The organism is Aldersonia sp. NBC_00410 (genome assembly GCF_026342035.1).
Classification (GTDB): Bacteria; Actinomycetota; Actinomycetes; order Mycobacteriales; family Mycobacteriaceae; genus Aldersonia.
In genome coordinates this window covers 141,221-160,504 of sequence record NZ_JAPENM010000010.1, presented here as the reverse complement: position 1 = coordinate 160,504, position 19,284 = coordinate 141,221, and the positions used below count along the sequence as shown (strand labels likewise).

Sequence of the window (19,284 nt, the reverse complement as noted above, 5' to 3'; positions counted from 1 at the left end):
CTCGCCCGGCGTTCGCCGACCAGCGGGTGCCCGTTCAGCAGGGGGCGCGGTGCGAGTCGGCGTACGCGGGATCGAGCGCGGTCATCACGAGGTAGCGTGCGCGCTCGTCGCCGAGCAGGTTCTCGTGCGGTACGCGGTTGGTCTCGCAACCGTCCTGGACCCAGATGTTGCGGACGTTGACGCGACCGTGCGGGACCAGGAATGCATACTGCGGTGGCGTGACAACCTCGTCGTACTTCGTCGCGATCATCGTGTAGTCGATGCCCGGCAGGGTTTCACCGGTCGCATTGAGGTCGCGGAGCAATCGTGAGCCGACGAGTTGTTGGCGACCAGCGATCCCGAACACGACCCGAGCCGTCAGATCGCTGCCGAGGCCGAGTTGTGCGAACAACGCGTACAGCTGCTGCAATCCGTTGAAGGTGGTCCCGTGGCTGGTCGCCCCGAGCGCGATGAGTGAATGCACCTTGTTGTGGGCCGGATCGGCCGGATCGGCACCGCCGTTGAACTTGAGGTACTGACGGGCCAACGTCCCGCCCTGCGAATGGCCGACGATGTCGACCTGCTCCGCGCCGGTGTGGGCCAGCACCGCGTCCACGAAAGTAGCCAACTCGGCTGCGGAGTGTGGGATGTCATCGACACCCCACACGATGTGCGTGGGATCCCACCATGCCCCGACACCGCCGTAGTTCAGCGTGAAGGCGCAATATCCTGCTTCCTTCAACTGCGGGCCGAGCACCGAAAACGCCGTCTGCATGCTGGACGCTGTGCCGTGCACGAGTACGACCGGGCGGGGGTGTGCCGCAGTCGGCGTGCAGTTCCAGTCGTTGGTGCCCGGAGGCGGCGTGCCCATTCGGGCGTAGCCGGGAACGGGCTCCGACGAGGCTTGATCAGCCGTCGCGGTGGGTGCGACGAACCCAGCCATCACTATGGCTGCCGCCGCGACCACGGAGGCAGCTCTCACCAACCTCATCCAGGTCCTCTCACGACGGCGGTGTCCGGGCTTGGCAAAACTCAACGACCGTAACCGATGGTGCCATTGATGAGGACGATACCAGTGTGACTTAAGTCACAGAAATCGATTCAGTTCGAGTTCTGCGCGGCCTTTCGATAGCCGCGGACCGCCGGGTAGAGGAGGACGACGATCGTGCCGACCGTCCATGCCACGGTCTTCAGCATAGGTTCGGCGACCGGCCCGCCGAACGACAGACCCCGCATCGCGTCGATCGCACACGACATCGGTTGATTGCCGACCACGCCCTGGAGCCAATCCGGGTACGCGTACACCGGCACGAAACCCGAGTTGAAAAACAACATCAAACTCGTGGCCAGGCTGACCAGGCTGATCAGAATCGCCCCATCCGTGATGGTTGCGACAGTGGTGATCGCGACCGCGAAAGCCAATCCGAAAAGAATCGGGACGCCGAAGAAAGCTAGTGTCGCCACGGGTCCCTGAGTAAACCGGAAGTCCAGCAGATACCCGATTGCGACGATGAGCAAGCTGGTCAGCGTAATGCGGACTGTTTCCGCGAGCATGCGGCCGATCAAGCCGGCGGCGCGATGAACCGGCATGGTCCACATCCGCGCGAGTAGTCCGCTGCGGACCTCTTCGTTCAGCCCGAGCGCGCTGACGATGGATCCCGACATCGCGGCGATCAGTGTGATCATCGGGACAGTGCCGTACACGCTGGGCGACCCGGTCGCCGTCGTGATCGACTTGCCGAGCACGATCCACAGCACGACCAGCGTCAGCGCCGGGTAGATCAACGTCTGGATAGCGGTCGCGGGATCGGTCAACCAGCCGCGGAGCACGCGCTCGGCCTGGACGACGCCGTGGCGCCACAGCGAGAGGGGCGAGGCCTCGCCGCGCACGTCCGTCGCGCGAGGCATTCGCAACGAGCGGATGTCTGAAACCGCGCCGGGATCACGAGTGGAGGTCACTGCCGCCGCCCGCTCGCCCAGATCGCCAGCGGTACGAACAGCGCAACCATGCCGCCGAGCCAGGCGAGTGCAGGCCACAGCACATGGAATGTCACGCCGTCGGTCGTCATGTCTTGCATCGAGACCGCGAACTGTGAGATCGGCTGATTTCGGACGAATGGCTGAATCCACTCGGGAAAACCGGTCTCGGGAACGAAGCCCGCGGAGAGCATGCCGAAGATCAGGATGGGCAGTGTCAGCGCCTGGCTCAACGACTCCGGGCTCCGGGTCAGCACGCCCAGCGCGTCGGCGCCGAGCGACAGGACGGTACCCACGGCAAATGTGAACACCACGAAGAGCACGCCCTGCCAAAACCCGGCTTCGAATCGGAACCCGATCAGATACCCGAGGCCGATTGCCACCGCCAAGGATATGCCGGCCCGCAGCATCCCTCCGGTGATACGCGCGGCGAGCGGGACGAAGGAGGCGATCGGCATCGTGTGCAGCCTGTCGTTCAGGCCGCTCAGCGTCTCGAATGCAGCGATCTGTGCATTGGACGTCATCGCGAAACCGACGGTCTGTAGTGCGATGATCGGCATGACGAACTGCGCGTAGTCGATGCCCTGAACGCCCATTACGTAACGCAACGGCAGGTAGAACCCGAGCGTGAAGATTACCGGGGTCACGAACGCGATCAAGATCTGGCCGGAGTTGAACAGATTCAGCAGTACCCGATTGGTCAGGATCGACCACTGGCGTACTTTCGACGGCTCGACTCGCCGATTGTCCGTGCCGAAGACCGATACCGTCACGAGTGTGTTCCCGGGTGGCCCGTCAAGGTGAGGAACACATCGTCGAGCGACGGTCGGCGCAATGCGACGTCGGCGATCGCGATTCCGTTGGTGTGGATGCGGCGCAACACCTCGGCCATAGTCTCAGATCCGTCGGCGGCCGGTATGGAGACGCGATCGCCGAGTGCGACAGCCTCGTCTCGTAGGGCCTGGGGAATGAGATCGCCCAGGGCCTGCACCACCGCGCCGAGTTGGGCGGGGTCGCGCGGCACGACCTCGCAGAACGTGCCTCCGGTGCGTGCCTTGAGTTCGTCGGCTGTTCCTTCCGAGATGACCGTGCCTCCGTCGATCACGATGATCTTGTCGCTGAGCAGATCGACTTCTTCCAGGTACTGCGTTGTGAGCAAGACAGTGATGCCTTCATCTTTCAGCCTCGAGATGAGGTGCCACACGCTCTGCCGGCTCCGAGGGTCCAGGCCGGTGGTCGGTTCGTCCAGAAATATGACCTCGGGTCGCACCACAAGGCCGCAGGCGAGGTCGACGCGCCGCCGCATACCGCCCGAATAGCTGCCAACCGGCCGTCGCCCTGGGACAGCCAGGTCGAAGAGTTCGAGCAGTTCGTCGGCGCGCTTGCGGGCATCTTTACGATCCAGGCCCATCAATCGCCCGAAAAACTCGAGGTTCGCGCGACCGGAGAGATTCTGATCGAGCGCGGCGTTCTGGCCGGTCATCATGATCGCGCGGCGCACAGCGGCGGGATCCCTGACGACGTCATGGCCGGCGACGAAGGCGGTTCCGCTGTCGGGACGCAACAGCGTCGACAAGACCTTGATTGTGGTGGTCTTCCCCGCCCCGTTGGGGCCGAGGATGCCCAGAACGGTGCCTCGCTCTGCGGCGAAACTGACCCCACGTAGTGCCTGGACATCGCCAAAAGACTTATGGACGTCCGCGACGTAGACCGCTGCGCTGGCGCTTTCGGCCGCGGCGCGCGTACTTGACATCGACTCTCCAACGTAGGCAACGGACCGTCCGCATCTGATCTCGCCTGGAACGCGGAATGTTACTGTGCGACAGAGGTCCGCTCGACCACGCTACGGCACGCCCGGCGGTCGGCCGTCGCTTATCTGTGCGCACGCCGCCTGTCGATAGCCGTCATGATGCTGCAACATCCGAGCGAAACCAGCACGGGTACCGGGTCCGGCAGGAGGGTGGTGCGGTGCGGGAGCGTCTGGACGACGTCGACAGCGTGATGGCGAGAATGCAGACGGCCTTCGGCGTGACGGCGTCGCATGTGTTGTGGATGTACGACCGACCGGTTGATCTCCCGGCGCTTCGGGCGTTCTGTGCGGAGCTTCAGCGCGGCATGCTGGGTCGCGTAATCGCTCCAGCGGTGCTGGGCGCCGCGGGCGATCGGTGGACGTCGAAGGCGCAATTCGCGCCACTCGAGGTGACCTCGCGAGTGCTCGACCGGGAGGATCTCGAGAGTTGGGTGGCGGAGCAGTCGCACGCCGAGATCGATGCGTACGGTGGCCCGGCCTGGCGGTTGGCGACGGCACAGTTGGACGACGGCCGAGCGGTAGTGTCGTTGCTGGTGTCGCACGCCATCGCGGACGCGCTGTTTCTGTTCCAGGCGGTCGAGGACGCGGTGGAACGCCGAAATGTGGATGTGCCGGTTTCCAACGAGCAGCGCGCAACGCTTCCGACGGCGCTGAGCGAACTGGCTTCGTCGACTCGTGAGCTTGCCCGAGCGGCCCGGGCCCAGGTCGCCTTCGCTCGGCATCGCACCTCGCCCGCCGCGGCTCCCCGGCCGGATCCGCGCGACACGGCGCCGAGGTCCGAATCCGCTGTCGAGTTGGACGATACGTTCGAGATTCCGCGGGTGATCGCAGTGATCCCCGCCGCCGAATGGCATGCCGCGGCCGCCGATCGGGGAGGAACTTCGACCGTGCTCGCGGTCGCGGTAGCCTCCGATATCGCGGTTGCGCTCGGGCGGACGACGCAGTCTGGGATGACACGCATCAATATGCCGGTCAGCGACCGAGCCGGTCGTGGTGATGCACGGGCCAACGCGGTTCGTGGTGTGTCCGTGAACGTGTCACCGGAGCTCGATCCTGCGACGGACCTTCAACCGTTACGCGCCCAATTGAAGCAGGTGCTGCAGCAGGACGTGGACGGGAGCACGAACGATCGTTTCGTCGCGATGCACAGAATCATTCCGCGGCGGAGATTGCGGCGCATCGGTGCGAATATCCGGGTGTCCGACTACCTCAGCACCATATGCTCGGTGGTCGGCAAAACACATCCGGCGATTATGCGCATCGACGGTGGAACGGCCGCCTTCATGTCGGGTTCGCTGATCAATCGAGCGGTAGAAGCACCCGCAGCCCTCAGCAGGAACGGGGGGTGTCTGGCGATGATTCTCACCGAATCCGGTGGAACAACGGCCCTACGTGTCACCGCATTTCACCCGCCGAACCCGAAGACCAGAGCCGAGTTGATCGATATGATCGAATCGGTGCTCGCGCGGTACGGGTTGATGCCGATTTTTTGGTGACAGCCGGTGACGGATCGCATTACGTCCGCGCTCGGCGGATCCGTAACGATGCCGAGATTCTGGTCGATTTCGCAAGAGGCGACATCCCATCATGGGTGGTCGGCTGGGATGCAGCGGCGCTGCGTCGTCGACCGGATCTGATCCGACGCTGAAGCAGTGAGGAATGACGTCGTGATAGACAGAACGAGCATTCGTGTGGCGTTGGTGGTGGTGCTGACCGCCCTGGTAGCGACGCTTTCGGTGGCGTGGGGAACCGCCCGCGCAGCCGCCGATCCGATCATCGAGACTGGCGAGTTGCTCGCGGCGCCGACCGCGCCGGACGGCTCCTACATCGATCACATGCAGATCGTCGATGACCGCAATATCCGCATCTGGGTGCACTCCACGGCGATGAACACCACCTTCCCCGTGGACGTTCTGCGACCGACCGACACGTCGGTGCCGAGGCCGACGCTCTACCTGCTCAATGGCGCCGGCGGCGGCGTCGATGACGCGTCATGGCAGAAGAAGACCGACGCGCTGACCTTCCTGTCCGATAAGAACATCAACGTCGTTCAGCCGATCGGTGGTCCGTGGAGCTACTACACCGACTGGATCAAGAACGACCCGGTGCTGGGCCCGAACAAGTGGAAGACCTACTTCACCGAGGAACTGCCGCCGTTGATCGATGCTGCGTTCGGCACGAGCAAGCACAACGCGATCGCCGGATTGTCCACCTCGGCGACGGCCGTTTTTGCGCTCGCCATCGCAAAGCCGGGGTTGTACAAAAGCGTCGCGTCCTATTCGGGATGCGCGCAGACGAGTGACCCCCTTGGCCAGCAGTTCGTCAAGCTGACGGTGGAGACCTGGGGCGGTGGCAACACGCTGAACATGTGGGGTCCGCTCGACGATCCGAATTGGGCAGCCAACGATCCCTATCTGCATGCGGAAGCGCTGCGCGGGGCCAACCTTTACATTTCGAACGGCAGCGGCCTGCCGGGGCAGTACGAGACACTCAACGGTCCGTACACGATCCCCGGCCCGTACGGTCTCGCCAATCAGGTTGTGGTCGGCGGAGTCATCGAGGCGGCGACCAACTACTGCGCACACAACATGCAGACCCGCCTGAATGAACTGGGAATTCCCGCCACCTACAGTTTCCGCGACACCGGCACGCATTCCTGGGGCTACTGGAAGGACGACCTCAAGGCCTCGTGGGCGGTGCTCGCGAAGGGCCTCTTCTGCTGACGGCCTCGTCGCGGCAGTGATGCCGTGTCGCCGGACTTGCCGCGCGGCACGGAAAAGGAAGAGTGAGAATCGATCGTGGGTGTCCGAGGGGGGACTTGAACCCCCACGCCCGTTAATAGGGCACTAGCACCTCAAGCTAGCGCGTCTGCCATTCCGCCACTCGGACTCGCGCACGTTGCCGTGCGCGCTGACAAAGGTTATCGGATAACTTCCGCCAGCCAAAATCGCCCCCGTCACGAGCCAAACAGTGGTCGCGACCGGTGCCCGTTCACCGCGTCCCCGATCGCCGCGCCCAGTGCATCGCGGTGGTAGGAAAGTGGAGTGCCAGGGACAGCGGAAGGTCAGGGTCGCCCAGAACGCTCGCGCGCCGAAGCCGAGGTGGTCGACCTCGTCAGCAGGCTCATCCGGTTCGATACCTCCAACACCGGTGAACTCGAAACCACCAAGGGGGAGGAGGACTGCGCGAAGTGGGTCGCCGAGCAACTCGAGGAGGTCGGGTACGAGACGACCTATGTCGAGTCCGGCGCCCCGGGCCGTGGCAACGTGTTCGCGCGGCTGCCCGGTGCGGATTCCGGCCGAGGGGCGCTCCTGATCCACGGTCATCTCGATGTCGTCCCCGCCGAACCCGCCGACTGGAGCGTGCACCCCTTCTCCGGAGCCGTCGAGGACGGCTACGTGTGGGGCCGCGGCGCCATCGATATGAAGGACATGGTCGGAATGACCCTGGCACTGGCGCGCCAGTTCCGGGCCGAGGGCACGGTGCCGCCACGTGACCTGGTGTTCGCATTCCTCGCCGACGAGGAGAACGGCGGCAAGTACGGCTCCCACTGGCTGGTCGACAACCGTCCCGAGTTGTTCGACGGCATCACCGAGGCGGTCGGTGAGGTCGGCGGGTTCTCGTTGACCGTGCCGACCCGCGACGGCGAGGAGCGCCGGCTCTACCTCGTCGAGACGGCCGAGAAGGGGCTCGCCTGGATGCGGCTCACGGCCAAGGCTCGCGCCGGTCACGGCTCGTTCCTACACGAGGACAACGCGGTGACGATTCTCGCCCAGGCGGTCGCGCGGCTGGGTACGCACACCTTTCCGCTGGTCCTCGCCGACTCGGTGGCCGAGTTTCTCGCCGCGGTCTCCACGGAGACCGGGATCGAATTCGACCCGCACTCGCCGGGTATCGACGGCACTCTGGCCAAGCTCGGCACCATCTCCAAAATCATCGGCGCGACCCTCCGCGACACCGCGAACCCGACGATGCTGCGCGCGGGATACAAGGCGAATGTCATTCCGCAGACCGCGGAGGCTGTCGTCGACTGCCGTGTGCTGCCCGGCAGGCAAGCGGAATTCGAGCGGGAGGTGGACGAGCTGATCGGGCCCGACGTGACCCGTGAATGGGTTACCAAGCTCGACTCCTATGAGACGACCTTCGACGGGCATCTGGTCGATGCGATGAATGCTGCGATTCTCGCCAACGACCCGAACGGCCGCACCGTGCCCTATATGCTATCCGGTGGGACCGACGCAAAAGCGTTCGCCCGCTTAGGGATTCGCTGCTTCGGTTTCGCGCCGCTGCAGTTGCCGCCGGACCTCGACTTCTCCGCGCTGTTTCACGGCGTGGACGAGCGGGTACCGATGGACGCACTCGAGTTCGGCACCCGCGTGCTCGAGCACCTGCTGTTGCACAGCTGAGACGAGAGAGGTTCACATGGCCGATGCACCGTTCGGATTCGACCCGTACGACTTCCTGCCGAAACTGCCGTCGTTCGAGCTCACCTCGGAGGACTTCACCGACGGCGGCCAGTTCAAGCTGCCGCAGGTCAGCGGCATCATGGGCGCCGGCGGCCACGACGTCTCGCCGCAGCTGTCGTGGTCGGGGTTCCCGGCCGAAACGAAGAGCTTCGCCGTGACCAACCTCGACCCCGATGCGCCCACCGGCTCCGGATTCTGGCACTGGGCCGTTTTCAATATCCCAGCGTCCACGACGTCGGTGGTCTCCGGCGCCGGCGACGACGGCGGGACGGGGCTACCGGCCAACGCCATCACGTTGCGCAATGACGCCGGCCTGGCGAACTACATCGGTGCCGCGCCGCCCGCCGGGCACGGCGTGCACCGCTACATCACCGCGGTGCACGCCCTGAGCGTCGAATCGCTCGATATCGGTCCGGACGCCACCTGTGCCTACCTCGGGTTCAACCTCTTCATGCACTCGATCGCCCGCGCCGTCATCACGGCGACGTGGGAGCAGAAGGCCTGAGCGTCAGCTTCTGCTCATATCGATCACACGGTCGTCGGTCGGATCGGCGTAGAGAGCGTCGATCTCACCGGCGTACTTCTCGGCGATCGGCTTGCGCCGCAGCTTCATCGTCGGCGTCAGTTCCTCGCCGCCCGGATCCCAGGCTTGCGGGACGATGATGAATCGTTTGATCTGCTCGACCTGGGAGAGCTTCGTATTGCCATCCTTGACCGCCCGCTTGACCTCGTCGCGGATTTCGAGATGTCCGACAAGCGTGGCCATGTCCGCCTCGGGGATACCGAGGGCCTTGGCCCGTACCGCCGCGGCATCCGGATCGAGCACGATAAGCGCGGCGATATAGGGCTGCGCATCGCCGATCGCGGCCACCTGTCCGATGAGCGAGGAAGCACCCTTCATCGCATTCTCGATATTGGTCGGCGACATGTTCTTGCCGGCCGCGTTGATAATCAGTTCCTTCTTGCGGTCGACGATGGTGACGAAGCCGCGATCGTCGATCTCGGCGATGTCACCGGTGGCCAGCCAGCCGTCGGAGTCGATCGTCTCGGCAGTCTTTTCGGGCAACTTGCGGTACCCGGGCATGATCATCGGGCCGCGGACCAGCAGTTCACCGTCGTCGGCGAGTTTCACCTCGACCCCCTCGACGGGCCGGCCGACGGTGCCGAATGCCAGATCGCCCGGCAAGGTGCTCGTCGTCGCGCCTGTGGTCTCCGACATGCCCCACACCTCGTTGATCTCGATGCCGAGGCCGAGGAAGAACTCGAGCACCTCCGCCGGGGTGGCGGCCGCGCCGCAGGACGCGATCTTGATCTGGTCGAAGCCGAGCGCGTGCCGAACCTTGGACAGCACCAGCGTGTCGGCTACGCGGTGCTGCAGTTGCAGCGGCAGCGACACGCTCTTTCCCGCCACCTTGCGAGCGGCGTACTGTTTCGCGACTCCGAGCGACCAGTTCGCCAGGGCCTTCTTGACCGGGCTCTCCTCCGCCGCAAGCTTCGCCTCGATGCCGGCCTTGATCTTCTGCCACACCCGGGGCACCCCGAAGAACACCGTCGGCCGGGTGTCCGGCAACGCCGCGGCGATTTCGCGCGGGTCGGCAACCGAGGTGATCTGAATACCGGCGATCATGTTGAGGCCGTGCGCCGACGCGCGGTCGGCAATGTGCGCCGCGGGCAGATAGGACGCGATCCGATCATCGAAGTCGGCCTCGAAGATCGGGTGCAGGGCCACACCCTCGGCGATCAGATTCAGATGGCTGATCTCCACGCCCTTCGGTGGACCGGTGGTGCCGGAGGTATAGATCAGCGTCGCCAGATCGGAGGGCTGCACCGCGTGCCAGGACGCGGCGAAATCGAAGTCTTGCTTCGGGTTGGCTTCGATGTCGGCCAGCGTCACGGTGTCGGTCGCCGGCCCATCGACGGTGATGATCTGTTCGACGTGGGTATCGGCGGCTTGGATCGCCGCGAGGAACGCGAGTTCGGTGATGACGAGGCGATTCTCGGCGTTCCCGAACAGGTAGGAGATCTGGTCCGGCGAGCTGGTGTTGTAGATGGAGAACGGTATGGCGCCCAGGTGCAGCACTGCCGTGTCGACGAGATGGAACTCCGGCCGGTTGGTGAGCATGATGCCGACCGTGTCGCGCGGGCCGACGCCGATCGCCGCGAGGCCGGAAGCGATCTTCTCGACCCGCTCGGCGTACTCCCGCCACGTGACGGTCTGAATATCACCCGGCGTGCGGAGAGCGACTTTCTCGGGATGCATCGCGGCGGTCGCTTGGAATGCTTCCGGTAGCGTCCGCACCGCTTTTCCGGAGGCGTGCGGATAGGCGATATCGACGGGCTGATTCATCACGGCTCCCAGGCAGATGGATCGAAATCTCACGGTGTGAGGTGTCCGGATTGTGAGTTTCGGCACGTTCGGACGCGCCCAAGATAGCACCCACCATGGTTGCTGGGGGGAAACTGAGGCGAGTCGAGGTCAGCCCGCTGTATTCGCGTCGGCACCCACCGCGGAGGCGAGGTCCGGATAGCCTTCGGCACGCAGTTTGGCGGCAATACCGCGGTGGATTCGTCGTGCCCAGAAGGGTCCGCCGTAGATGAAGCCGGTGTAGCCCTGCAGTAGCGAGGCGCCGGCCAGAATTCGTTCCCACGCCTGATCGACGGTCTCGATTCCGCCCGCCGAGACCAGCACCAGCCGGTCGCCCACCCGGGCATGCAGGCGCCGCAGCACTTGCAGGGAACGGTCGGCGACGGGAGCTCCGGACAGCCCGCCGGCACCCATCGCCTCGACGTCGTGGGCCGGGGTGCGCAGTCCGTCGCGCGCGATCGTCGTGTTCGTGGCCACGATGCCGGCCAATCCCAGCTCGACGGCGAGGTCGGCCACCGCGTCCACATCCTCGTCGGACAGGTCGGGCGCGATCTTCACCAGCACCGGCACGGTGGCAACGGCGAGCACGGTCTGCAGCAGTGGCCGCAGCGATTCCACCGCCTGCAGATCGCGCAGTCCCGGTGTGTTCGGCGAACTCACATTGACCACCAGGAAATCGGCCAGCGGGCCGAGCAGCTTTGCGCTGATCTCGTAGTCGCCGGGCGCGTCGGCGGCGGTGACCACCTTCGTCTTGCCGATGTTCGCGCCGATCGGCACGCCGGGGCGACGGTGTCGCAGATTGTTGGCGGCGTTGCCTGCGCCCAGGTTGTTGAACCCCATCCGGTTGATCAGCCCGTGGTCGGCGGGCAGGCGGAACAAACGCGGCGCGGGGTTGCCCGGCTGCGCCTGCGCGGTGACCGTGCCGATCTCGGCGTAGCCGAACCCCAGCGGGGTCCAGGCGTCCACGCCGGAGCCGTTCTTGTCGAAGCCGGCTGCCAGTCCGAGCGGCGCCGGGAAGTCGACGCCGAACACCCGGCTCGCCAGGATCGGGTCGCGGACGACGAGGAGTTTCGCCGCCAGCCGGCGCAACGGCGCCAGCGCGCCGGTGATTCGCATCGCCGTGAACGCGATGTGGTGAATGCGTTCGGGCGGCAGCAGGAACATCAGCCGCAGCAGGATCTGGTACATCTGCCTCAGAGTGCTGGTTCGGTGGCGGGCGCCGCGGATTTACGGCGCTTGAGCAGAACCCGACGGCTGCCGTCGGTGTAGAGCCGGACCCGGGACAACTCCCACCCGCCGAACTCCGCCTGAATGGCCAGACGCATCGAGGCCGTCACCCGGGTGACATCCGGTGGGAGCCGCAACGGAACGTACTCGTAGTCGTCGTTCTGGTCGCCTTCCCAACCGGGCGGCATCTTGGTGCGGCGACTCGACATCAGCGTCCTCCCTGGGTGCTGCTCGCCGGGATCGTCTGCAGGCCCTCACCGGCCGCCGACCCAACGAGCAGGTCTCCGGTGCTGTCGTCCACGGCCACCGAATTCGGCTGGCGGACCGTGGCGAAGCGCGCAGTCTCCTTCGGGATGCCGGAGGACAGGTCGTAGCCGACAACCTCGTTGGTCGCGGTCGACGTCAGCCAGACGATCCCGGACCGGTCGTCGACTGCGACCGCGTAGGGCGACGAGCCTACCGGGAATCGCTGGTGCAGGACGAGCGGATCGGCTGTGAAGGCGAGCAATTCGCTTTCGGTCGAGTCCGCGACAACAAACCGGCCGAGCCGGTCGCCGTCGATGGTGGTCGCGCCCTCGCCGGCCCGCAGCGCCAACCCGAGCGAATGGTCGCCGAGGTCGATCTCGGTAACCGAGCTCTGTCGCCGATCGAGGGCAACCAGGGAATCGCCGGTCACCGCAAGCCCGTCGACCGAGACCAAGCCGCCGATCTCGGTGCTCTGCCCGGACTCCGGGTCGATGAGGCGGACCTTCCCGTCCGAGGTACCGACGGCCAGCGTGCCGTCGGGCGCCCAGATAGCGCTGACCGCATTGCCGCCAGTCGGCACGTCGGTGGTCGCACCGTCGGCCACCGACACCCGGACGACGCGGTCGCCGGCGGGGACGAGGACCTCACCCGGGCGTCCCGCGACCAGGCCCGCACCGGCGGCACCGAGCGGAACCGACCGGATCGGCGCGGAAGGATCGGCATGAGCGGTCAGCAGTAGGGTGGAGCGATCGGCGCCGAGCATCGCCACGATGCCGGAATCGGCGTCCACGGCGAGAAAGTCGATTCCGCTGCCGGTCGAGCGAATCGATCCGGGCAACGGCGACGTAGCGGGTGGTGCTGCGGCAGGCGTCGGGGGCTCGACGGTCGGCAGACTGCCCGCGGGGCCGTCGGAACATGCGGTGAGCAGCGAACCGGCCGCCAACGCGAGTGCGACAGTGGTGGCCACCGTAAGCCGAGGCAGCGACGAGCGCATCCGACCCCACTCCTCCCGTGCCGCTGAGTTGCGCAGTACATCTGACCATGCCGCGGATTGTGACCGGGCACGCGGTCGCCACTCGTGTCGCAGCGGCCACAACCGTTGGTTACCGTGTAGTAAGAAACGCTGGGTTCGTCCAGCGGCAGAGTCGGAGATGCGAGTGGGCACAGAGCACGGGGATGCGGCCGAACGCGACAGCGACGGTTCGTCGAGCGAAGGCACAAGCCCCGGCGCGTCTCGGTCCGACCGCGCGGGCCGTAGCGACTGGACGCACGAATTCCTCATCGAGGACGCCACCGCAGGACCGTTTGCGCATGGTTTCGGTATCGCGGCCGACCGACGGCCCTTCGCCTTTCAGGTCGTGCGGGCGACCATGACGGTCGAGCTGTACCGCGAGGACCTGCCGGCCGACGTGGTACCCGACCGCACCGACATCGTCGCCACCGCGCAGGCTCCGGTGACCGATATCGACCTCGATGACGTGCGAAGTATCGTCGCTCTTGTGCGAGACATGATTTCGGCGGCCGTTCCGGAGCGGCCCGATACCGCAGAGACCACGATCGTCCGTGCCCTGCTCGGCCGGATGAGCTGGTGACGGGTATCGCGTGGTGGGCTCGGCGGTTGCTGCCGGTGCTGGCAGCGGGCCTGCTCGTCGCCGCCTGCGGATCGGATATCGACGAGGACGCCGTCGCAGCGGCCCGTTCGTCGGCGATCGCGGCAGCGTCGGCGGCCGCGACGAGTTCGGCGCTCGCCGCCGCACCCGCCGCCATCCCGACCGCGGGCGAACTCGACGCGAAGATCAAGGGCGCGCTCGACCCCGATCTGCCCGACGACGCCCGCATCGCGTTGATCCAGAACGGTGAGGCGTTCCGGTCCAGCATCCCCGATCTCTACCGCGCACTGCGGGAACACCCCAACGCCGTGTACGAGGTCGTCGATCCGATCTTCGACAATCACGACGGCACGCTGACCGCGACCGCCCGGCTGGACAAGGACGGCACGGGGACCGGGGTGCGCACCGCGAACCTGCACTTCGTGCTCGTCGACGGTGATTGGAAGATCTCGCGCGTCGACCTGTGTGGCATCCTGCGCACCGCGGATTACCACAGCCAGGCCTGCGGGTAGCGGACGAAAGCGACCTCGACGCCATGTTCGCAACCCTTGGACGGGTGGTCTACCGCCGCCGGCACGTCGTCGTCGTGCTGTTCATCGGTCTCGTCGCGATCGGCGGCCTGTTCGGCCGGGACCTGGCCGCTCATCTGAGCCAGGAGGGCTGGTTCGACGAGACCGCCGAATCCGCGGTCGCATCACGGCTCGCCGACGACACCTTCGGCCGGGACACCGACAGCGATGTCATCGCGCTCTACACCGCCCCCGACGGCGCCACCGTCGACGACCCGCAGATCGCCGAGCGGATGCGCGCACACTTCGCGGATCTGCTCGCGCGCTACCCCGACCGCATTCAGAAGATCGACAGCTACTGGGACGGGGCACTGACCTCCGGCTTCGCCGACGAATCACACCGGTACGCGTTCGCCAGCATCGGTCTGCGCGGTGAGGGTGTCGCGACGGTGGAGAACTTCGATGCGATCGTGGACGATCTCGGGGTCGCGGGCATGACGGTGCAACTGGCCGGACTGCAACCGATCGTCGGTCAGATCAACGAAGGAATGCAGAGCGACATCCACCGCGCCGAGCTGATCGCGCTGCCACTCGTCGCGATCCTGCTGTTCTTCGTGTTCGGCGGCGTGGTCGCCGCATTGCTCCCGGTGCTGATCGGTGTCATGACGATCCTCGGCGCGCAGGGCATCATGCGGGCGATCGCGGCGGGGATCGAGGTGAACGCGTTCGCCAGCGCGGTGGTCACACTGGTGAGTCTCGGTCTCGCGATCGACTATGGCCTGTTCACCGTCACCAGGTTCCGCGAGGAAATCGCCGCCGGGCGAAGCGTGGAAGAAGCGGTGGTCACCACCGTCACCCGCGCGGGGCGAACGATCGTGTTCTCCGCGGCGATCATCGCGGTCAGTCTCGCCGCACTGTTCATCTACCCGCATGGGGTGCTGCGCTCGGTGCCCTACGGTGCGATCAGCGCGGTCGTGCTGGCCGCAGTGCTGTCCACCACCATGCTCCCCGCGGTGCTCGCCATTCTCGGACGACGCGTCGACGCGCTCAGTTGGCATCGGTTCTCCCGCACCAAGACCGCCGAACAGATCGATTCCGGCGTGTTCTCTCGGATCGCGACGGCAGCGATGCGCCGGCCCGTCGCGGTTGCGGTGCCGTTGACGCTCGTGCTGCTCGCGTTGATTCTGCCGATCCGAGGGATCGACTTCGGCGGGCTGAGCGAGCGCTATCTCGCGGCCGACAACCCGGCGCGGGTCGCGCAGCAGGACTTCGACGGCACCTTTCCACAGTTCCGGACCGAGCCATTGCGCCTGGTCGTCATCGGCGCGGACAATGCACAGCTCGGTGAGATCCGCGTGGCCGCGAGCGCTACACCCGGGCTCACCGCACCGTTCGCGCCGAGCACCCCGACCCGCGACGGCATCAACGTGCTCGAGGCCGGCCTCGTGGACGACGACGACGCCGGTCCCGCCATCGAGGCGCTGCGCGACCTGCGCGCACCGCCCGGCGTGCTGATCATGGTGGCCGGGCTGCCCGCGCTCGAATACGACAGCATTCAGGGCCTGATCGACGGGCTCCCCGCGTTGCTCACGATCCTGGTGCTCTCGTCGTTCCTGTTGCTGCTGTTCGCGTTCGGCTCGGTTGTCCTCGCGGTGAAGGCGATCGTGGTGAGCGCGCTCAGCCTCGGAGCCACGCTCGGAGTGCTGACCTGGCTGTTCGTCGACGGGCATGCATCCGGTTTGTTCGACTTCACGCCGGGACCACTGATGTTTGCGGTGCTCGTGCTCATCGTCACCGTCGTGTTCGGGCTGTCCACCGACTACGAGGTGTTCCTGCTGTCGAGGATGGTGGAGGCGCGGGCGAACGGCGCGGACACCCCGGAGGCGATCCGCTACGGCATTGCCCGCACCGGCGGCGTGATCAGTGCGGCGGCGGCGATTCTGGTGGTCGTGACCGGCGCGTTCGCGTTCTCCGACCTCGTGTTGATGAAGTACATCGCGCTGGGGATGATCTTCGCGCTGGTCCTCGACGCGACGGTGCTGCGGATGTGGCTGGTGCCCGCGGTGATGAAAATGCTCGGTGACCTGTGCTGGTGGCCGGGGTTCGGGTTGAGCCGGAACTGGTCTGGGCAGCCGGGACTCGATGCGGGGCTAGCGGCGGGGGAGCACGAGCAACGCGCCGGTGACCGGGTGCGTGATGACCTCGACCGGGTGGTCGTAGACCCGGCTGAGTAGCGCTGCCGTGCACACCTGCCCCGGTGGCCCGTCCGCGGCGACCCGGCCGCTGTCGAGCACCACGACCCGGTCCGCGTAGGCGGCGGCGAGACCGAGATCGTGCAGCACCACCACCACCGCCGCACCATCGCCGGCGCGGCCACGCGCAATCTGCATAACCGTCTCCTGATGGCCGAGGTCGAGCGCGGCGGTCGGTTCGTCGAGCAGCACGGTCGTGGTGTCCTGCGCCAGCACACGGGCCAGCGCCACGCGCGCTCGTTCGCCGCCGGACAAGGTCGGGAAGGCACGGGTAGCGAACGCCTGCACGTCACAGCCCGTCATCGCCGCATCGATGCGACGGTCGTCGTCCTCGGCGCGGACGGTGCGGGCCCACGGCGCGCGGCCCATCGCGACGATCTCCCTGGCGCTGAACGGGAAGCCGACGGCGTGGCTCTGCGGTAGCACCGCGCGGCGCTGCGCCATCTGCACCGGCGTCCAGTGCGCGAGCGGGTGCCCGTCGAGTTCGATGTCACCGTGCACCGCTGGGTGTTCGCCGGCCAGGGCGGCCAGCAGCGTCGACTTGCCCGCGCCGTTCGGCCCGACCAGTGCGACCACCTCGCCGACGGAGACGTGGAAGTCCACGCCGTCGAGCACTGTCACCCCGCGCCGCCGCACGGTCACGTCGTGCGCGCGCAGCGTCACGCTCCCGGTCTCGACGTGTTCGGGGACGTCGAGTTGGCGGGCGAAGGTTGTGCGCAGCCGGGTGCGCAGGGCGTCGACGCGTTCGGCCATCAGCCCCACCCGCCTTGGCTGGCCCTGGTGCGCCGCAGTAACCAGAAGAAGAAAGGCCCGCCGACCAGCGCGGTCAGCATGCCGAGCGGGAGGTCCGCGTTCGGGACGAGGGTGCGGGCGCAGACGTCGGCGATGAGCAGCACGATCGCGCCGCCGAGCGCGCTCGCCGGGACGAGGGTGCGGTGCGCAGGCCCGATCAGCATCCGCATCACGTGCGGCACGATCAGGCCGACGAACAGGATGATGCCGGCAAACGCCACGCTCGCGGCGGTCAGCACCGCGACGATCACGATCGCCACCTGGCGCAACCGTTCGACGTCCACGCCGAGGTGGCGGGCCGGGCCCTCGCCGAGTGCGAGCAGGTCCAGGCGCGGCGCGATCGACTGTGCCGCGAGGACACCGAGCAGGGCCATCGGCGCGACGATGGCCACCGCCTGCCAGGTCGCACCGTTGAGGCTGCCGAGCTGCCAGAACACCACCTGATCGCGGGCGGCCGGCTCGGCGACGAAGACGAACAGCGCGATCAGGCCGCCGGCGAAGGCGTTGATCGCGATGCCGGTGAGCACGAGCGTCACCACTTCGGTGCGGCCCTCGGACCGGGCGAGCAGGTACACCATCGCGGTGGTGACCAGGCCCGCGACGAATGCTCCGGCCGCCACCGACCAGTTGGCGACGAAGGCGCCGCCGAGCACGATCACCGCGCTCGCACCGACCGCAGCACCGGCGGAGACGCCGACCACGCCCGGCTCGGCGAGTGGATTCGCGAAGACACCCTGCAGCAGGGCGCCCGCACACCCGAGCGACGCGCCGACCACGATCGCCAACGCGACGCGCGGGAAGCGGACCTCCCAGAGCGTGACCTCACCGGCGGGGTGGTGCGGCATCGGCCCGAGGTCCAACCCGATGCGGTGCAGCACGCTGCCGAGCACCTCCGCAGGTGTGGTGGGAATCTGGCCGAGGCATGCGGACACCACTGCGACCGCGAGCAGCACCACAGCGAGCACGATCAGGACGACCGTGGCGCGTCGTGAACTCGGTGCGCGTTCGGGGGCGAGGACCGTCATTGCGGCTGCTGCGGGTACACCGCAGCGGACAGCGCGGCGAGAACGTGACCGGTGTTCGGCCCGAAGCTGAGCAGCACGCTGTCGGCCATGTCGACGACACGCTCGTTCTTGCCCGCCGGTGTCTGCGCGATGCCGGGGATCTTCTGCAGGCCGTCCACCCCGCCGACCGATTCGAGCCCGTCGGTCATGGTGAGCAGGACGTCCGGCGAGGCAGCGATCATCGCCTCGCTGGTGATCGGGACGAACTGCTGCGTCAGCCCGGAATCGGTGCCCGCATCGATCGCGTCGAGGGCCTCGATGAGCGAGTCCGCGCCCGAGCCGGGTCCGGCGAGCATGGTGATCGCCGTGCCGCGCAGATAGACGAACGCGATGCGCAGCTTGTCCTGCTGTTCGGGCACACTCGCGCTCGCGGCGTCGATCTCGCCCTGCGTGCGGTGCGCCAATGCGGCGCCCTGCTCGGGGACACCGAGCGCGTCTGCGATGGCGGTGATCTGCGGTGTCACATTCGCCATCGTCCGGGTGGGATCGAAGTAGACGACCGGAACGCCGGCCGCCCGCAGCTGGTCCTGCACCGCCTTCGGACCGATCGTCGTGTCGGTGAGGAACACGGTCGGCTGCAGCGCGAGGATCGCCTCCGCGTTGAGCGAGTTCCCGCCGGGAGTCACGTTCGGCACGTTCTGTATCGCCGGGAATGCGGCGGCAGTGCTGCGGCCGACCAGATTGTCGCCGAGCCCGAGCGCGTAGACGTTTTGCGCGATCGTGCCGTACCTGTCCGCGGCGACGATCCGGCTCGCGTCGGTGATCGTGACATCGGTCCCGTCCAGACTGTGCACGGTCACGGGCAATGCCGGTGCCGGGGGATCGGCGGTGATGGGGACGGGGTCGAGGGTATCCAGCGTCGCCGTGGTGTGACCGGTCTGCGCGGCGGCGTCGCTCGCCGGATCATCCGACGTGCACCCGGCGACCAGAGCGACACCGGTGAGTGTCGCGGTGAGCAATCCGAGCAGGCGTAGACGGCGGCGCATG

At 66.8% G+C, this 19,284-nt stretch carries 19 protein-coding genes and 1 tRNA gene; 7 read left to right on the top strand and 13 right to left on the bottom strand.

Translation table 11 applies throughout. The features are described 5' to 3' along the window. Positions 1-34: 34 nt before the first annotated feature. From OG921_RS22205 to OG921_RS22185, 5 genes are all read right to left on the bottom strand, one after another. A complete protein-coding gene (locus tag OG921_RS22205) occupies positions 35-970 on the bottom strand; it encodes a triacylglycerol lipase (RefSeq protein ID WP_266114707.1) in 936 nt (311 codons plus the stop codon). Positions 971-1,080: 110 nt separating this feature from the next. Next, positions 1,081-1,887 carry an ABC transporter permease gene (locus OG921_RS22200; protein WP_266114706.1) on the bottom strand — a complete coding sequence of 269 codons (807 nt, stop codon included), beginning with the start codon at positions 1,885-1,887 and terminating at the stop codon, positions 1,081-1,083. A 47-nt stretch (positions 1,888-1,934) separates the two neighbouring features. Further along, on the bottom strand, positions 1,935-2,729 hold the full coding sequence (locus OG921_RS22195) for an ABC transporter permease (RefSeq protein WP_266114705.1): 795 nt from the start codon (positions 2,727-2,729) through the stop codon (positions 1,935-1,937). Next, a complete protein-coding gene (locus OG921_RS22190) occupies positions 2,726-3,709 on the bottom strand; it encodes an ATP-binding cassette domain-containing protein (RefSeq protein WP_266114704.1) in 984 nt (327 codons plus the stop codon). The genes OG921_RS22195 and OG921_RS22190 overlap by 4 nt, the downstream gene beginning before the upstream one ends. A 119-nt stretch (positions 3,710-3,828) precedes the next feature. Continuing rightward, on the bottom strand, positions 3,829-4,488 hold the full coding sequence (locus OG921_RS22185) for a hypothetical protein (protein ID WP_266114703.1): 660 nt from the start codon (positions 4,486-4,488) through the stop codon (positions 3,829-3,831). Positions 4,489-4,560: 72 nt separating this feature from the next. On the opposite strand from OG921_RS22185, the gene OG921_RS22180 reads away from it, so the two are divergent. After that, entirely contained in the window at positions 4,561-5,262 is a 702-nt protein-coding gene (locus OG921_RS22180) for a hypothetical protein (protein WP_266114702.1), read from the top strand. A gap of 213 nt (positions 5,263-5,475) precedes the next feature. Beyond that, positions 5,476-6,489, top strand: coding sequence for an alpha/beta hydrolase family protein (locus tag OG921_RS22175; RefSeq protein ID WP_266114717.1), 1,014 nt, complete (start codon positions 5,476-5,478; stop codon positions 6,487-6,489). Between the two features lie 80 nt (positions 6,490-6,569). On the opposite strand, the gene OG921_RS22170 is transcribed toward OG921_RS22175, so the two are convergent. Then, positions 6,570-6,655, bottom strand: a tRNA-Leu gene (locus tag OG921_RS22170). 155 nt (positions 6,656-6,810) lie between these two features. Here OG921_RS22170 and OG921_RS22165 point away from each other — a divergent pair. Both OG921_RS22165 and OG921_RS22160 read left to right on the top strand, forming a co-directional pair. Then, complete coding sequence (locus OG921_RS22165) at positions 6,811-8,172, top strand: M20/M25/M40 family metallo-hydrolase (RefSeq protein ID WP_266114701.1); 1,362 nt, start codon at positions 6,811-6,813, stop codon at positions 8,170-8,172. A gap of 16 nt (positions 8,173-8,188) precedes the next feature. Continuing rightward, positions 8,189-8,737 (top strand): YbhB/YbcL family Raf kinase inhibitor-like protein, encoded by a 549-nt coding sequence (locus OG921_RS22160; protein WP_266114700.1) that lies wholly within the window; start codon positions 8,189-8,191, stop codon positions 8,735-8,737. A 3-nt stretch (positions 8,738-8,740) separates the two neighbouring features. Here OG921_RS22160 and OG921_RS22155 read toward each other — a convergent pair whose 3' ends face one another. From OG921_RS22155 to OG921_RS22140, 4 genes are all read right to left on the bottom strand, one after another. After that, the gene (locus OG921_RS22155; RefSeq protein ID WP_266114699.1) at positions 8,741-10,579 is read right to left on the bottom strand and encodes a long-chain fatty acid--CoA ligase; all 1,839 of its coding nucleotides are present in this window, start codon (positions 10,577-10,579) and stop codon (positions 8,741-8,743) included. 129 nt (positions 10,580-10,708) lie between these two features. Beyond that, positions 10,709-11,785 carry a quinone-dependent dihydroorotate dehydrogenase gene (locus OG921_RS22150; protein WP_266114698.1) on the bottom strand — a complete coding sequence of 359 codons (1,077 nt, stop codon included), beginning with the start codon at positions 11,783-11,785 and terminating at the stop codon, positions 10,709-10,711. Between the two features lie 5 nt (positions 11,786-11,790). Next, a complete protein-coding gene (locus tag OG921_RS22145) occupies positions 11,791-12,033 on the bottom strand; it encodes a DUF5703 family protein (protein ID WP_266114697.1) in 243 nt (80 codons plus the stop codon). Next, positions 12,033-13,064: a hypothetical protein gene (locus OG921_RS22140; RefSeq protein WP_266114696.1), complete on the bottom strand. Its 1,032-nt coding sequence runs from the start codon at positions 13,062-13,064 to the stop codon at positions 12,033-12,035. Before OG921_RS22140 ends, OG921_RS22145 begins: the two co-directional genes overlap by 1 nt. Before the next feature lie 163 nt (positions 13,065-13,227). Between OG921_RS22140 and OG921_RS22135 the strand changes: the two genes are divergently transcribed. From OG921_RS22135 to OG921_RS22125, 3 genes are read left to right on the top strand one after another with little or no spacing between them, the layout of a single operon-like run. Beyond that, on the top strand, positions 13,228-13,662 hold the full coding sequence (locus OG921_RS22135) for a hypothetical protein (RefSeq protein ID WP_266114695.1): 435 nt from the start codon (positions 13,228-13,230) through the stop codon (positions 13,660-13,662). Then, positions 13,659-14,192, top strand: coding sequence for a hypothetical protein (locus tag OG921_RS22130; protein WP_266114694.1), 534 nt, complete (start codon positions 13,659-13,661; stop codon positions 14,190-14,192). Before OG921_RS22135 ends, OG921_RS22130 begins: the two co-directional genes overlap by 4 nt. 23 nt (positions 14,193-14,215) lie before the next feature. Continuing rightward, entirely contained in the window at positions 14,216-16,423 is a 2,208-nt protein-coding gene (locus OG921_RS22125) for an MMPL family transporter (protein WP_266114693.1), read from the top strand. Here the strand turns inward: OG921_RS22125 and OG921_RS22120 are convergent. From OG921_RS22120 to OG921_RS22110, 3 genes are read right to left on the bottom strand one after another with little or no spacing between them, the layout of a single operon-like run. Next, on the bottom strand, positions 16,340-17,194 hold the full coding sequence (locus OG921_RS22120; RefSeq protein WP_266114692.1) for a heme ABC transporter ATP-binding protein: 855 nt from the start codon (positions 17,192-17,194) through the stop codon (positions 16,340-16,342). The genes OG921_RS22125 and OG921_RS22120 overlap by 84 nt on opposite strands. Next, positions 17,194-18,258: an iron ABC transporter permease gene (locus OG921_RS22115; RefSeq protein WP_266114691.1), complete on the bottom strand. Its 1,065-nt coding sequence runs from the start codon at positions 18,256-18,258 to the stop codon at positions 17,194-17,196. Before OG921_RS22115 ends, OG921_RS22120 begins: the two co-directional genes overlap by 1 nt. Continuing rightward, positions 18,255-19,283 (bottom strand): hemin ABC transporter substrate-binding protein, encoded by a 1,029-nt coding sequence (locus OG921_RS22110; RefSeq protein ID WP_266114690.1) that lies wholly within the window; start codon positions 19,281-19,283, stop codon positions 18,255-18,257. Before OG921_RS22110 ends, OG921_RS22115 begins: the two co-directional genes overlap by 4 nt. Position 19,284 lies beyond the last annotated feature (1 nt).